This is a genomic window from Streptomyces sp. CBMA152 (assembly GCF_014596475.1).
Classification (GTDB): domain Bacteria; phylum Actinomycetota; class Actinomycetes; order Streptomycetales; family Streptomycetaceae; genus Streptomyces.
The window spans coordinates 53,092-67,552 of the sequence record NZ_MECJ01000032.1 but is presented as its reverse complement, the minus strand read 5'-3'; the positions used below and the strand labels follow the sequence as shown (position 1 = coordinate 67,552).

The window sequence follows — 14,461 nt, the reverse complement described above, 5'->3', positions numbered from 1 at the left end:
CTCATGGTGCACGCCCAGTTCGACCCCACCGCCCGTCAGGCCCTCGCCGTCTCCGCCGTCGAGGCCAAGACCCGCAAGGACCTCACCTGGCAGCAGATAGCCGACGTCACCGGTCTGTCGGTCGCCTTCGTCACCGCCGCCGTACTCGGCCAGCACGCCCTTCCGGCCGACGCCGCGAAGGCCGTCGCCGAGCTCCTGGGCCTGGACGACGACGCCGCGATGCTGCTCGCGACCATCCCGACCCGTGGCTCCATCCCCGGCGGCATCCCCACCGACCCGACGATCTACCGCTTCTACGAGATGCTCCAGGTCTACGGCACCACGCTGAAGGCCCTGGTCCACGAGGAGTTCGGTGACGGCATCATCAGCGCGATCAACTTCAAGCTCGATGTGAAGAAGGTCGCCGACCCCGAGGGCGGCGAGCGCGCGGTGATCACCATGGACGGCAAGTACCTCCCGACCAAGCCGTTCTGACCCGAGACGGCGAGGGGCGGCCGGTCGTACGCGACGACCGGCCGCCCCTCGCCCCTACGCCGCGTGCAGCGCCAGCGTCGGGGAGAGCCGTGCCGCCCGTACGGCCGGGTACAGACCGGCGATGGTGCCGATCACCAGGGTCGCGCCGAAGCCGCCCCCGACCGCCCACAGGGGAACCACCCAGGGCAGTCCGCCCGAGTAGGCGTAGACCCCCGTGGCCGCCGCGCCGAGGCCGACGCCCGCCAGACCGCCGAGGCCCGAGAGCATCAGGGACTCGGCGACGAACTGGACCCGGATCTGCCCCCGGGTCGCTCCCAACGAGCGGCGCAGACCGATCTCGTGGCGGCGCTCCAGGACCGAGATGATCATGGTGTTGGCGACGCCGACCCCGCCCACGAGCAGCGCGATGCCGCCGAGTCCGAGCAGCAAGGTGGACAGCGCGCCCTCGGTCGCCGCCTTGGCCTGCAATGCGGCCGAGGGATCGCTGACCGCCACGTTCTGCGGGTTCTGCGGGTCGACCGTCGCGGCGAGCAGCTCGTGCGCGGTGCGTACGGAGGCGTCCGTCGAGCGCTCGTACACCGCCGTCGGATGGCCGTCGAAGTCGAGCAGCCGCTGCGCCGCCTCCCAGCCGACCAGCGCCGAGCGTTCGATCTCGGGAGCCAGTGGCATCGGGTCGAGGACGCCGACGACCGTGAAGTACCGGTCGCCGATCCACACTTGCTGCCCGGGCTTGGTGATACCGAGCCGGTCGGCGGCGACGTGGCCGAGGACCACGGACGGGTAGCGCCCGTTGGCGGCGTTCAGCCAGGTGCCGGAGCCCATCTTGCCGCGCAGGACGTCGATCAGCCGCTCGGTGGCCGCCTTGACGGCGATGCCGCCGGTCTCGTCCTTGGGGATCTTCTCGGTGCGACGGACGGACTGCTTGAGGTCACCGCTCGCCCCGACCTCCTCGACCCCATCGATGCGGCCCACCATGCCCGGCGCGTCCTTGGGCAGTTTGACCTGCTGCCCGCTGAACATGCCCTCGCCCGGCTTCGCCACCAGCATGTTGGTGCCGAGCGCGTCGAGCTGACGCATCAACTGGGCTTGGCTGGACGCCGAGATGCCGACCACGGCGATCATCGTGGCGATGCCGATCGCGATCCCGAGCGCCGAGAGCACCACCCGTACCGGACGGCTGCGCAGTCCGGCCGAGCCGACGTGGAGAACGTCCCGGGGGCTGAGCCGTGCGGCTTTGAGCCGTGAAGTTCCTTTCGTACGAGTGGAGTTGGCCGTGTCTGCCGCATCAGAGGCCATCACGCCGCGACCTTTCCCCGTGCCGTGTCCGCGACGACGCGGCCGTCGCGGATGCGCACCTGGCGGGGGAGCCCCGCGGCGATCTCCGTGTCGTGGGTGATGACGGCGATGGTCGCGCCCTCCGCGTTCAGATCGTGGAGCAGTTGCATCACCGCTTTCCCGGACGCCGAGTCCAGTGCGCCGGTCGGTTCGTCGGCGAGCAGCAGATCGGGCTCGCCGACCACCGCCCGGGCGATGGCGACCCGCTGTTTCTGGCCGCCGGACAGCTCGTGCGGGCGGTGCCGCATACGGTCGGCGAGGCCGACGCGGGCGAGCGCGTCGGCGGCCATGGCGCGGCGCCGGGCGCGGGGGAGGCCCGAGTAGAGCAGCCCCTCGGCCACGTTGTCCCGCGCGCTGACGCCCGGCACCAGGTGGAACGCCTGGAAGACGAAGCCGATGTGCTGGGAGCGCAGTGCGGAGAGCCGGCGGTCGGTGAGCGTGGCCACGTCGTGGCCCGCTATCTCCACCGTGCCGGCGGTGGGCCGGTCGAGGGTGCCGACGATGTGCAGCAGCGTGGACTTGCCGGAGCCGGACGGGCCCGCGATGGCCAGCAACTCGCCCTGGGCGATGGCGAGATCGACCCCGTCGAGGGCCCGCACGCCACCCGCGTACTCCTTGGTGACGCCCGTCAGCCGGACGACCGTGCTCATACGGATGGCACCCCGACCTTCATTCCCTCGCGTAGCCCCTTGCCGGTGATCTCCACGCGTCCCTGCCCGAACATGCCGAGCTCGACGGCGACCTCGCGGGTGGTGCCGTTCTCCACCACCTGCACCCCGAAGCCGCCGCCCTCCAGGGCGAGCAGCGCGTTGACGGGGACGGACAGGACGTCGCTCTTCGTCTCACCGGTGAGCTCGACGGTGACCGGCGCCTGGTCGAAGCCGGTCACCTTCTTGGGGTCGTCGAAGGACACCGTGATGTCGATCTTCGGCGTCTTGTCCTGCGCGTCGTCGCCGGGCTTGGCGGTCTTGCCGACGCCGGTCACCTTCCCGGACGCCCGGGTGCCGTCCGGCAGTTGGACGGTGACCTTGGTGCCGCTCTTCGCGGACTTGGCGTCCGCGACCGACACTTTGAACCGTACGACCCGCTCCGAACCGGTCACGGTGAGCACCGGTTTGCCGGGCGCCACCGGGTCGCCCGACGCCGCGCCCGCCTCCTTGATCCGTACGGCGCTGCCCGCGAACGCGATCTGGTCGGGACCGATCTCGCCCGTCTGCTTCAGGCCGTGGGACTTCTGCCAGCGCTTGACCGCGGAAGCGGTGGCGGCGCTGTACTCGTCGTCGACGGTGAAGCCGGTGTAGCCGAGCGCCGCCAGGTTCTCCTCGATCTGTCGTACGTCCTTGCCCTTGTCGCCGGTCTTCAGGGTGCGGTACATCGGCTCGGAGCCGTACCACAGCCGTACCGGCTGGCCGTCGACCTCGTACAGCCGGTCGTCGCGTCCGACGGTGGCGCCCGCGCCCGCGATCCAGTTGACGGTGCCGGTGGCGCCCGCGTTGATGCGGTGCTCGCCGAGGAAGCCGAGCGTGCCGTCCTGCTGCGTGCTGTCGCTGAGGTCGCCCCGGGTGATCGGGGCGGTGGCGGGCGGGAGCGTCGAGCGGTCCTTGTGCTGAGGGTGGTCGGGGGTGCCGAGGGCGGTGACCGCGACGCCGCCGCCCGCGACCAGGACGATGGTGGTGAGCGCCACGGCGAGCCTGCGCCGGCTCATCGGCCGACGCTCTCGCACGCCTTGTTCGCCTTGTCGAACTTCTCCTTCTCCGCACCCTCGGGCAGCCGCTGCGCCGACATCATCCCGCCGTCGAACTTCGGGTCGGGCATGTTGAAGCCGTTCTTGCGCATGCACTGCGCGTACTTGAGCATCTTGTCCTTGTCGGCCTGGGTGGGCCCGCTGCCGCCGCCCGAGCCGCCCTTGCCGGCGCACGCCTTGATCGCCTTCTCCATCTTCTCCTTCGACATGTCGCCGCCGTCGATGCTCAGCGCCCGGTCGTCCTGTCCGGGCTTGGGCTCGGGCACCTTCAGCCCCTGCTCGCGCAGGCACTTGCGGTGCTCCAGGGCCTGGTCGGCCTTCTTGCCCTCGTCGCTCACGCTGTCGCTCTTGCCGCCCGATCCCTTGTCGCCCGAGCAGGCAGCGGTGAGGAGGGCGAGGGAGGCCAGGGCCGTGGCGGCCAGGGTCCTGCTGAGGTGTCGCCGGTAGGTCGTCATGGGCGGGAGCCTGCCGCGAGGGGGTGTTTCGTTTCCCTCAGCGGAAGTGTTAACAACGGCGAAAGGTCACTTTCGGCTACACAGGGGCCATGCGTGTACTGGTGGTGGAGGACGAGGAATTCCTCGCGGAGATGATCGCCGAGGGGCTGCGCCGCGACGCGCTCGCCGTCGACGTCGCGTCGGACGGCCTGGAAGCGATGGAGAAGCTGCGGTTCGGCGCGTACGACGTGATCGTCCTCGACCGCGATCTGCCGGGTCTGCACGGCGACGACGTGTGCCGTCATGTCGTCGAGCAGCGGCTGCTGACCCGGGTGCTGATGCTGACGGCCGCCGGAACGGTACGGGACCGGGTCGCCGGACTCGGGCTCGGCGCCGACGACTACCTCGCCAAGCCCTTCGCGTACGACGAACTCCTCGCGCGCGTGCTCGCGCTCGGTCGGCGTGCCCGGCCCGCCCTGCCGCCCGTCCTGGAGCGCGCCGGGATCGTCGTGGACACCGCACGCCGCCAGGCCAGCCGCGACGGACGGCATCTGCATCTGTCGCGCAAGGAGTTCGCGGTGCTCGAAGCGCTGTTGCGGGCCGAGGGCGCGGTGGTCAGCGGCGAGGACCTGATCGAGCAGGTGTGGGAGGAGCACACCAGCTATCGCACCAACGCCGTACGGGTCACGCTCAGCAAGCTCCGCGCCAAGCTGGGCGAGCCGCCGGTGGTGGAGACCGTGCCAGGCGCGGGTTACCGGATCGCGGCATGAAGTCCGAACGCGCGCGGCTCACCGCCCTGTACGGCGGACTCCTGGTCCTGGCGGGCGTCCTGCTGACGGCCGTCGTCTATCTCCTGGTCCAGCAGGGTCTGTACGCGTCGATCAGTACGGCGGTGACGACGGCCGTACCGGCCAAGGAGCTCAAGGGCCTGCCGACCACCGGCGAGTGGGCGAGCGCCGCACCGGCGAGTCCGGGGCCGCTGCCACCGGGGGTGGTCAGGGGCATGGCGGTCACCCGCACGCTCAGCGACGCGGTCGAGCACGCGGCACTGAAGCGGCTGCTCGCGGTGTCGGTCATCGTGCTGTGCGCCTACGCGGTGCTGTCCATCGCGCTCGCCTGGTGGATGGCGGGCCGGGTGCTGCGCCCGGTCGCCGTGATCACCGAGACCGCGCGACGGCTCTCCGGCCAGAACCTGCACGAGCGGATCGCGCTGGCGGGGCCGCCGGGGGAGCTGAAGCAGCTCGCGGACACGTTCGACGGGATGCTGGGGCGGATGGAGCAGCTGGTGTCGGCGCAGCAGAGATTTGCTGCGAACGCCGCCCATGAGCTGCGTACCCCGGTCGCGGTGCAGCGGGCGGCGGCCGAGATCGGGCTCGCGGGGGAGCCGGACACGGAGAAGGTCGCGCGGATCCGGGCCAAGTTGATCGACGTCGCGGACGACAGCGAGCGGATCATCGACGGGCTGCTGCTGCTCGCGGCCTCCGACCAGGGCCTGGAGCGGCGTGAGCCGGTGCCGGTGCACGAGCTCGCGCTGAAGGCGGCGGGCGCGCTGGCGCGGGAGGCCGAGGAGCGCGGCGTGGCCGTGACGCTGCACACCGGGCCGCTGACCGTGCCCGGCGACGCGGTGCTGCTCGACCGGCTGCTCCACAATCTGCTCGCGAACGGCATCCGCCACAACGTGCCGCACGGCCGGGTGGAGCTCCGCACCGGCCGCGACGGCATCACGGTGACCAACACCGGCCCGGAGATCCCCAGGGAGACGGTCCACCTGCTCTTCGAACCGTTCCGGCGCCTTGAGCAGCGCCATCGCCACGCCCCGGGCGAGGGTGCGGGCCTCGGTATGTCCATCGTCGCCTCGATCGCCCGCGCCCATGGGGCCACGGCGACGGCGTACGCGAACGACGTGGGCGGCGGCCTGACCGTACGTGTGGTGTTCGGGGCCGGGGACGAGCCTCCGCCGTCGCACACCTGATGCGGACGTCGGGGATCAGCTGTCGATCAGCCGCTGGAGCCCGGGCGCGTACAGCTCCACGAGACGTTCGGGCTTCGCGCTGTTGCCCGCGCCCGGGCGGTGCAGGCTCAGGGTCGCGCCGAGCCCGAGCAGCTGACCCGCGATCAGTTCGGCTCGCAACTCCCGTTCGTGGCCCAGGAGTTGTTCGGCGAGGCGGGCTGTGACCTGTTCGCGGAAGCGGTCGCGCAGCAGCGCGCGCTCGTCGTCGTTGCCGAGGGCGAAGACCACGCGCAGCAGCGGGTCGCCGCGGAACTCGTCACGCAGCCGCAGCATCGTGACGACCAGATGCCGCCCGAGTTCGGCGGGCGCGGCCGCGAACAGTTCGTCGGCGGCGGGCCGGAAGTCGGCGACCGTGGTGAACAGCTGCTCCTTGCTGCCGAACCGCTTGACGATGAGGGACGCGCTGACCCCCGCGTCGGCGGCGATGCCCCGCATGGTCACCTCGGCGTAGGGGCGCAGGGCGAACGCGCGGCGCGCGGCGCGCAGGATGGCGTCGCGGCCGGTGCCGTGTTCGGGGGCCGGGCTCTCGCCCCGGTCGGCGGTGCCGGTGTGCTCGGCGGTGGTCATCTGCCCTCCTGGGCCGCGGGCATCGGGCTCGTCCCCCCGACCGTACCGGGGACGGCAGCCTCCGGGCGCGGCGCTCGCCCGGAGGGCAGGAACAGCGTCGCCACCAGAGCGGCCAGGGCCGCACCGGCCGCCACGAGGAAGACCAGCAGATACGCGTGCAGCGTGGGCGCCACACGCCCCGCCGCGACGAACGTGACGTGCGAGAGGACGGCCGTGACCACCGCGCTGCAACAGGCCTGACCGACCGAGCGCATCAGGGTGTTGAGGCCGTTGGCGGCGCCGGTCTCGCTCACCGGGACGGCCCGCATCACGAGCGCCGGGAGCGCCGAGTACGCGATGGCGGTACCGGCCGAGACGACGGTGGCGCCGGCCACGATCATCCAGAGGCTGTGGCTGGTGAAGAACCGTATGACATAGCCGACCGCCATGATGGAGGCGGCGATCGCGAGCGCGGTCTTGGGGCCGTACGTCGCCGATATCTTCGCGGAGACCGGCGAGAGCGCCACCATCGACAGACCGCCGGGCAGCAGGCACAGTCCGCTGACGACGATCGAGGCGCCGAGGCCGTAGCCGGTCGCCTTGGGCTCCTGCACCATCTGCGCGGTGACCAACGAGTTGGCGTAGAAGGCGAACCCGATCAAGAGCGCGGCGACGTTGGTGAGCAGGACTGCGGGGCGCGCCGAGACGCGCAGGTCGACCATCGGGGACGCGGTGCGCAGCTCGTAACGCCCCCAGAACAGGGCGATGACCACGGCCCCGCCGAGCAGGCCGAGGATGCGTGCGGAGGTCCAGCCCCAGTCGGATCCCTGGGTGATCGCCAGCAGCAGGCCGACGAGCGCGGCGGTGAGCCCGAGCGTGCCGAGCACGTCGAAGCGGCCCGGGGTGCGCACCGGCGACTCCGGCACGATCCACAGCACCAGGACGAGATCGAGGAGCCCGAGCGCGGCCGAGGCCCAGAACATGGTGTGCCAGTCGAAGTTCTCGACCACCACGGCGGCCACCGGCAGTCCGACGGCGGCGCCGATGCCGAGCGTGGAGCTCATCAGCGCGATGGACGGCAGCACCCGCTCGGGCGGCAGCTCGTCGCGGATGATGCTGATGCCGAGCGGGATGACGGCGAGGGCGGCGCCTTGCAGCGCCCGGCCCGCGATCAGCACCCCGATGTCGGAGGTCGCGGCGCACAGCACGGATCCGGCGGTCAGCACCCACAGCGAGGCGAGCAGGACGCGCCGCTTGCCGTACATGTCGCCGACCCGGCCGAGGACCGGGGTGAAGACCGCGCCGGTGAGCAACGTGATGGTGACCAGCCAGCCCGCGGCGCCCGGGCTGCTTCCGGTGAGGGCCGGGACATGCGGCAGGAGCGGTACGACGAGGGTCTGCATCACGGCGACGACGACGCCGCAGAACGCGAGGACGGGGACGACGAACCGCGCACGGGAGGGGTGGGCGCCGGTGGGTGTCGGTGCGGCTGTCGCCGGGGTCATGCTGCTCCAGGGTTGGTCCACAAAGGGGTGCACAGGCGTTTACCCCCTCTTAGGGTAAACGCCTGTGCACCCCCGTGTCCCCGCCTTTGCAGGAGCGCTACGGCTGCGGCGACGACAGGCGCTTCAGCGTGTCGATCACCGCCACCGACGCCTTGGAGCCCGGTTCGATCAGGGTGTAGTGGCCGATGCCCGGCAGGGTGACGAGCTCGGCGTCGTGGTGGACGGCCGCGTAGTCGGAGAACTGGCCGAGCGGCACCTCCTCGTCGACCTCACCGTGCAGCACCACCGTCCGTACGCCCGTGGAACCCTTCTCGCGCAGGATCGTGAGCGGGTCGACCAGCGGGAGCCTCGCCTCGACCTGGTCGGCGCCGCCGAGCAGTTGCAGGCCCGCGCCGTCGCTGAGGTCGTCGCGGATCGTGGCTTGCAGATCGGTGAGCGGGGCCAGGCCCAGGACCGCCGAGGGCAGCCGGGTGGTGTACCAGGGCGAGTCCTCGGGCAGCAGGGCGCGGGCGCCCGCCCACAGGGCGAGATGCCCGCCGGAGCAGTGGCCCGCCAGGACGAACGGGCGCCCGTCGGTGATCGTGTCCACGGCGAGCGCGATGTCGTCGAAGGTCGCGGGGTAGCCGCCCGCGCCGCCCGACCGACGGAAGCCCGGCAGGATCGTGGTGAGCCCGTGCTGTGCCAGATGCGCCGCGAACGGCGTCAGATGCATCCGGTCGTAGCGCCAGTAGCCGCCGTGCAGCAGCATCACCACCGGGGCGTCGGGGTCCTCGGCGGGCCACAGGTCGTACACCTGATGCGGATGAGAGCCGTACTTGCGGTGTACGGGAGCCAGCACCGGCCTGATGCTCAGGACCCGGCGCTCCTCCTCGGCCGCGAACGCGGAAGGGATCCTAGACATAGCCGCGCGCCGTCCAGAGCTCGGGGAACACGGACCGGTTGGCGCGCTTCTCCAGCCACGCCACACCCGGGGAGCCACCACTGCCCGACTTGGCGCCCATCGCCCGGCGGGTGGCGAGGAGGTGGTCGCTGCGCCAGCGCAGCACCAGCTCGGCGACCTCGGTCAGTGTCTCGCCGAGCTGCACCAGCGGGTCGTTCTGCGGCCCGGCGTAGATCTGCCGCCAGACCTCCTCGACCCATCCGTCGGGCTGGTACGGCTCGGTCACGTCCCGCTCCAGCACATGCTCGGGGACGGGCAGTCCGCGCCGGTACAGATAGCGCAGCACCTCGTCGTAGAGCGACGGCTCGGCCAGCGCCTCCTCCAGCTCCGCGTACACCGCAGGGTGGCCCCGGTGCGCCTGGACCAGGGAGCGGGACTTGTCGGCGAGCAGGAACTCCATATGGCGGTACTGAGCCGACTGGAACCCCGACGCCTCGCCGAACGCCGCCCTGAAGCCGTTGAACTGAGCGGGCGTCAGCGCGGCGAGCGGCTGCCACGAGTGGTTGAGCGCCTGGTGGGAGCGCTGACTGCGGCGTAACGCGTCCATGGCGAGTTCGAGGTCGTCCTTGAGTAACGCGTCCCGCGCGGCCCGCCACTCGTACACGATGAGGGTGAACCAGAGCTCCATGACCTGGGTGGTGACGATGAACGCCATCTCGCCGGGGTCGTTGGAGAGCGGTCGTTGGAGGGAGGACAGCACCGAGGCGTGGATGTAGTCCTCGTACGGTGTCGTGCCCTCGAAGCGCAGCTGGGGCGCTCCGTCGGGGGCTGAGGACGCGGCAAGGGACGTGGTGTGCTCGGTCATGGGTCTCCGTAGGTCGGGGAAGGGCCGGTGGTCAGGACGGCATTCCGATGTGCGCGCCCCCGGTCGCGTCCAGGCACTGGCCGGTGACCCAGCGGGCGTCGTCGCTCGCCACGAACGCCACCACGTCGGCGATGTCCGACGGCCGGCCCATCCGGTTGAAGACGGAGGCGGCCGCGTACCTGTCCACCACGCTCTGCGCCTTGAGCGTCGGGTTGATCTCGGTGAACGTGAACCCGGGCGCCACCGAGTTGACGGTGATGCCGCGCGGGCCCAGGTCCTGGGCCAGAGCCAGGGTGAGCGTGTCGAGGGCGCCCTTGGTCATCGCGTACGCGGAGATGTGGGGCACGGCGATCCGGGTGACGGCGGACGAGATGTTGATGATCCGGCCGCCGTCGCGCAGCCGGCCGAGGCCCTGCTGGATCACGAAGAACGGGGCCTTGACGTTGATCGCGAAGAGCCGGTCGTACTCCTCCTCGCCGACGTCGCCGATCCGCTTGGGCAGGGTGATCCCGGCGTTGTTGACGAGGACGTCCACGCCGGGCCGGGCGCCGTACGCATCGAGTTCCTTGTCGAACGCGGTCCACAGTGCCTCGGCGTCGCCCGGCACACCGAGCTCGGCCCGCAGCGCGAACGCCTTCCCGCCCGCCGCCTCGATGTCGGCGACGGTCTGCTCGGCGGTCTCGGTGCGGGTTCCGTAGTGGACGCCCACCAGCGCGCCCTCGGCGGCGAGGCGCAGCGAGATCGCCCGGCCGATTCCCCGGCTGCCGCCGGTCACCAGCGCCGTACGGTCGCTCAGCCTGCCCGCATTCGTCATGGTCACTGCGCTCCTGTGGTGTCTGGACGGGGGTGTGTGCCGGTGCTCGGGTGTCGAGGACGGTCACGCGTCGAAGTCGAGCGCGATCTCGTCCGACTCGGGCCGGGCCCGGCAGGGGAGGGTGTATCCGGCGGCCAACTCGGCTGATCCCAGGGCATATTGACGGTCCATCACCGCGCTGCCCCGGGTCACCTTGGCCCGGCAGCTGCCGCACAGTCCGTCACGGCAGGAGTACGGCGTCTCGGGCCGCGCGCGCAGTACGGCGTCGAGCACCACCCGGTCCTCGGGCCGCATCACGGTCTCGGTGGTGCGTCCGGCCAGGCGGGCGGAGATGAGGCCGGTGCGGCCCAGCGGCTCGGGCGGCGGGGCCGGGGGCAGTCCGCCGCCGGTGGAGAAGAGCTCGAAGCGCACCCGGTCCGGGTCGGCGCCCCACCGGGTGAGCGCCTCGCGCACCGTCTCCACCAGGCCCCACGGGCCGCAGAGGTAGAAGTACGCGCTGTCGTCCGGTTCCGCGCCGAGCAGTGCGAGCAGCCGCGGCAGCCGTGCGCCCTCGATCCGGCCGGAGAGCAGCTCGCTCTCGCGCGTCTCCCGCGACAGTACGTGCAGCACGAAGAACCGCTCGACGTACGCGTCCTTGAGATCGGTCAGTTCGTCGGCGAGGAGTACGGACTGTGCGGTGCGGTTGGCGTAGATCAGTGAGACCCGGCAGTCGGGGTCGTCGCGCAGTGCGGCCGCCGCCATGCTCAGCAGCGGGGTGATGCCGCTGCCTCCGGCGACCAGGATGTGGTGGGCGCCGGGCTTCGGCGCGAGCTGGAAGTCACCGGTGGGCGGGCCGAGTTCGAGGGTGTCGCCCGCGGTCAGCTCCGTCGTGGCGTACTCGGCGAACCCGTCGGCGCCCAGACGCTTGACCACCAGGCGCAGGCCCGACGGGCCGTGCGGCGGAAGGCAGACCGAGTAGCTGCGGCGCAGCTCCCGGCCTTCAGGTCGGTGCCGTACGACCACGTGCTGGCCGGCGCGGTGGGCGAAGACGTCCGCGAGGTGGGCGGGCACGGCGAGGCTGATCGCCACGGACTCGTCGCCGACCGGCTGCACCCCGGTGACCGGCAGCCGGTGCCAGCCGGTCGCGCGCCGCGCCGGAGCGGTGGGCGCGGCAGCCGCATCGGATACGTCCGGTGTCGTCGATGTCGTCATGATGGTGCGTCACATCGCCTTCAGATGCGCGAAGGTCTCCTGGCACGCGGTGCAGACCAGGACGGCTTGGCAGCGGGTCGCCCCGAACGGGCTCTGCGGACGGGTCGCCACGGAGCCGCAGTTGGGGCAGGCGACACCCAGGCCGATCCGGACCGACAGCGGCGCCTTGGCGGGGCCGGGCGGCACGATGCCGTGCTCGGAGAGCTTGCGGCGGCCCTCGGCGCTGATCCAGTCGGTGGTCCAGGCAGGCGAGAGTACCTGCCGCACCCGTCCGTCGGGATGGCCGCTCTCCGCGAGCACGTCCCGGATCCCGGCCTCGATCGCGGGCATCGCCGGGCAGCCCAGGAACGTCGGGGTGATGACGACTTCCAGGGCGCCGTCGGCGGCCGTCTCCACCGCACGGATCACGCCGAGGTCGGCCAGCGACACCATGGGCAGTTCGGGGTCCGGGACGGTGTTCACACGCTCCCGCACCTGCTCGGCGGGGAGCCGGGCCGAAGCGCTCACCAGGTGCCTCCCGGGTACTGCAGCCGCACCGACCGGAACTCGCCCATCAGCGGACCGAACGCCTCGGTGTGCAGCCCCGAGCGACCGCCGGTCGCCTGCCAGGAAGCAGTGGGAACGGTCAGGCGCGCGTCCTCGATCACGGCAGCGACCTCCCGCTCCCACTCCGCACGCAGCCGGGCCGGGGCGACGGCCCTGCCCTCGGCGTCCAGCCGCTCCGCCAGGTCGTCGGGCTCGAACAGCTCGGCCGCGTAAGGCCAGATGTGGTCGAGCGCGGCCTGCATCCGGCGGCGGCTCTCCTGGGTGCCCCGGCCAAGGCGTACGGTCCACTGGGAGGCGTGCATCTGGTGGTACTCGCCTTCGCGGGCGGCCCGGGCGGCGAAGGCCGACAGCGTCTCGTCGGAGGACTTCTCCAGGGCGCCGAACAGCAGCCTGCTGTAGTGCGCGTACACCAGCTGTCGGGCGATGGTCACCGCGAAGTCCGCGGGCGCCAGCTCCATCAGCAGCGTGTTGCGGAACTCGCGCTCACTGCGGTGGTAGGCGAGCTCGTCGTCGCTGCGGCCGGTGCCGTCCGACTGACCGCTGTACGTGAGCAGAAGGCGGGCGTGGCCGAGCAGGTCGAGGGCGATGTTGGCGAGTGCCAGGTCCTCCTCGATGGTGGGCGCCCGCGTCACCAGGGCGCACAGCCGCTGGCTGAGGACCAGCGCGTCGTCGCCGAGCCGCAGCGCGTACGCGGCGAGGTCGGGGTCCGGGGTTCCGGTCGCACTAGCCGTCATGGCCGCTTTCCTCGTTCAACGGGATGTAGTGCTCGGGGTATCGGTACGGCTTGTGGGAGGCGTTGCTGAAGAACGGGTCCTTCTCGCTCGGGGACGCGGCGTGCACCGCCTCCGAGCGCACCACCCACACCGAGACGGTCTCGCCCCGACGGGTGTACAGATCACGGGCGTTGGCGAGCGCCATGTCGGCGTCGGCCCCGTGGACCGAGCCCACATGCTGATGGGCCAGGCCCCGGCGCGGCCGGATGAACACCTCCCACGGCGTCTGCACCCGCGCGGACCGCTCGCTCATGACCCATGCCTCTCGTCGTCCTGGCCCGCCGCGTACGCGTCGACCGCCGCACGCACCCAGGCACCGTCGTCGTGCGCGGCCACCCGGTGGGCGAGCCGCTGGCGGCTGCACTGCGAGCCGTCGCCGAGCGCGCCGCGGAACATCTGCCAGTCGATCGGGCTGAAGTCGTAGTGCCCGCGCTCCTCGTTCCAGCGGATCGCCGGGTCGGGCAGGGTCACCCCCAGCCGCTCGGCCTGCGGCACGCAGTTGTCGACGAACCGCTGGCGCAGCTCGTCGTTGGTGTGCCGCTTGATGCCCCAGGCCATCGAGCGCTGCGACACCGCCGCGCCCATCGCCGCCGTACGGTCGTCCGCGCCGCCCGCCACCGTGTCGGGCGGGCCGAACATCAGCGCCACCGCCGGCAGCCACCAGCGGTTGACCGCGTCCTGCGCCATCTCCCGCTGTGCGTCGGTGCCCTGGCACAGCGACCACAGCACGTCATAGCCCTGGCGGACGTGGAACGCCTCCTCCTGGCAGACCCGGCGCATCGCCCGGGCGTACGGCCCGTACGAGGTGTGGCACAGCGGCGCCTGGTTCACCACCGCCGCGCCGTCCGTCAGCCACGCGATGGCGCCGGTGTCCGCCCAGGTCAGGGCGGGGTGGTTGAAGGTGGCGGCATAGCGCTGATGGCCGCTGTGCAGGGCGTCGAGGAGGTCGTCGCGGTCCACCCCGAGGGTTTCGGCCGCCGAGTACAGATAGAGCCCGTGACCGGCCTCGTCCTGCACCTTGGCGAGCAGACTGGCCTTGCGGTGCAGCGAGGGGGCCCGGGTGAGCCAGGCGCCCTCGGGCTGCATACCGATGATCTCGGAGTGCGCGTGCTGGGAGATCTGGCGGACCAGCATCCGCCGGTAGCCGTCGGGCATCCAGTCCCTCGGCTCGATCTGCTCCCCGGCCGCGAGCAGCGCCTCGAAGTGCGCGTTGAGCTGCTCCACGCCGTCGACCACCCCATCACCCCTTCGTCCCGGAACTGCCGTGGTGGCAGTGCCTTTACGTATGAAGAGGTCTGACCTGGGGCGTTCAATCCCTGCGCCTACGCCGTGCGGCCGTGACG

At 71.7% G+C, this 14,461-nt stretch carries 17 protein-coding genes; 3 read left to right on the top strand and 14 right to left on the bottom strand.

Features of this window, described 5'->3' with window-relative positions; genetic code table 11:
* Positions 1-3 precede the first annotated feature (3 nt).
* A complete protein-coding gene (cynS, locus tag BG418_RS32480; RefSeq protein WP_188277628.1) occupies positions 4-474 on the top strand; it encodes a cyanase in 471 nt (156 codons plus the stop codon).
* Positions 475-528: 54 nt separating this feature from the next.
* On the opposite strand, the gene BG418_RS32475 is transcribed toward cynS, so the two are convergent.
* The 4 genes from BG418_RS32475 to BG418_RS32460 are packed head-to-tail and all read right to left on the bottom strand — an operon-like array spanning position 529 to position 4,008.
* Positions 529-1,770, bottom strand: coding sequence for an ABC transporter permease (locus BG418_RS32475; protein WP_188277627.1), 1,242 nt, complete (start codon positions 1,768-1,770; stop codon positions 529-531).
* A complete protein-coding gene (locus tag BG418_RS32470) occupies positions 1,770-2,459 on the bottom strand; it encodes an ABC transporter ATP-binding protein (RefSeq protein ID WP_188277626.1) in 690 nt (229 codons plus the stop codon). Before BG418_RS32470 ends, BG418_RS32475 begins: the two co-directional genes overlap by 1 nt.
* Complete coding sequence (locus BG418_RS32465; protein ID WP_188277625.1) at positions 2,456-3,514, bottom strand: peptidoglycan-binding protein; 1,059 nt, start codon at positions 3,512-3,514, stop codon at positions 2,456-2,458. Before BG418_RS32465 ends, BG418_RS32470 begins: the two co-directional genes overlap by 4 nt.
* Complete coding sequence (locus BG418_RS32460) at positions 3,511-4,008, bottom strand: hypothetical protein (RefSeq protein ID WP_188277624.1); 498 nt, start codon at positions 4,006-4,008, stop codon at positions 3,511-3,513. The genes BG418_RS32465 and BG418_RS32460 overlap by 4 nt, the downstream gene beginning before the upstream one ends.
* A gap of 89 nt (positions 4,009-4,097) precedes the next feature.
* Here BG418_RS32460 and BG418_RS32455 point away from each other — a divergent pair, with 89 nt between their 5' ends.
* Entirely contained in the window at positions 4,098-4,757 is a 660-nt protein-coding gene (locus BG418_RS32455) for a response regulator transcription factor (RefSeq protein ID WP_188277623.1), read from the top strand.
* Positions 4,754-5,959 carry an ATP-binding protein gene (locus BG418_RS32450; protein ID WP_188277622.1) on the top strand — a complete coding sequence of 402 codons (1,206 nt, stop codon included), beginning with the start codon at positions 4,754-4,756 and terminating at the stop codon, positions 5,957-5,959. Before BG418_RS32455 ends, BG418_RS32450 begins: the two co-directional genes overlap by 4 nt.
* 15 nt (positions 5,960-5,974) lie before the next feature.
* On the opposite strand, the gene BG418_RS32445 is transcribed toward BG418_RS32450, so the two are convergent.
* The 10 genes from BG418_RS32445 to paaA form a co-directional block, all read right to left on the bottom strand.
* Complete coding sequence (locus BG418_RS32445; RefSeq protein ID WP_188277621.1) at positions 5,975-6,565, bottom strand: TetR family transcriptional regulator; 591 nt, start codon at positions 6,563-6,565, stop codon at positions 5,975-5,977.
* Entirely contained in the window at positions 6,562-8,049 is a 1,488-nt protein-coding gene (locus BG418_RS32440) for an MFS transporter (RefSeq protein WP_188277620.1), read from the bottom strand. Before BG418_RS32440 ends, BG418_RS32445 begins: the two co-directional genes overlap by 4 nt.
* 97 nt (positions 8,050-8,146) lie before the next feature.
* Positions 8,147-8,950, bottom strand: coding sequence for an alpha/beta hydrolase (locus tag BG418_RS32435; protein ID WP_188277619.1), 804 nt, complete (start codon positions 8,948-8,950; stop codon positions 8,147-8,149).
* Positions 8,943-9,794: a tryptophan 2,3-dioxygenase gene (locus BG418_RS32430; protein ID WP_188277618.1), complete on the bottom strand. Its 852-nt coding sequence runs from the start codon at positions 9,792-9,794 to the stop codon at positions 8,943-8,945. Before BG418_RS32430 ends, BG418_RS32435 begins: the two co-directional genes overlap by 8 nt.
* Before the next feature lie 31 nt (positions 9,795-9,825).
* Positions 9,826-10,608: an SDR family oxidoreductase gene (locus BG418_RS32425; protein WP_188277735.1), complete on the bottom strand. Its 783-nt coding sequence runs from the start codon at positions 10,606-10,608 to the stop codon at positions 9,826-9,828.
* 63 nt (positions 10,609-10,671) lie between these two features.
* Positions 10,672-11,799 (bottom strand): 2Fe-2S iron-sulfur cluster-binding protein, encoded by a 1,128-nt coding sequence (locus BG418_RS32420; RefSeq protein WP_188277617.1) that lies wholly within the window; start codon positions 11,797-11,799, stop codon positions 10,672-10,674.
* Positions 11,800-11,808: 9 nt separating this feature from the next.
* Positions 11,809-12,306 (bottom strand): 1,2-phenylacetyl-CoA epoxidase subunit PaaD, encoded by a 498-nt coding sequence (gene paaD, locus BG418_RS32415; protein ID WP_188277616.1) that lies wholly within the window; start codon positions 12,304-12,306, stop codon positions 11,809-11,811.
* Complete coding sequence (paaC, locus tag BG418_RS32410; protein WP_188277615.1) at positions 12,303-13,079, bottom strand: 1,2-phenylacetyl-CoA epoxidase subunit PaaC; 777 nt, start codon at positions 13,077-13,079, stop codon at positions 12,303-12,305. Before paaC ends, paaD begins: the two co-directional genes overlap by 4 nt.
* Entirely contained in the window at positions 13,069-13,371 is a 303-nt protein-coding gene (gene paaB / locus BG418_RS32405) for a 1,2-phenylacetyl-CoA epoxidase subunit PaaB (RefSeq protein ID WP_188277614.1), read from the bottom strand. The genes paaC and paaB overlap by 11 nt, the downstream gene beginning before the upstream one ends.
* Complete coding sequence (paaA, locus tag BG418_RS32400) at positions 13,368-14,354, bottom strand: 1,2-phenylacetyl-CoA epoxidase subunit PaaA (protein ID WP_188277613.1); 987 nt, start codon at positions 14,352-14,354, stop codon at positions 13,368-13,370. The genes paaB and paaA overlap by 4 nt, the downstream gene beginning before the upstream one ends.
* Between the last annotated feature and the right edge of the window lie 107 nt (positions 14,355-14,461).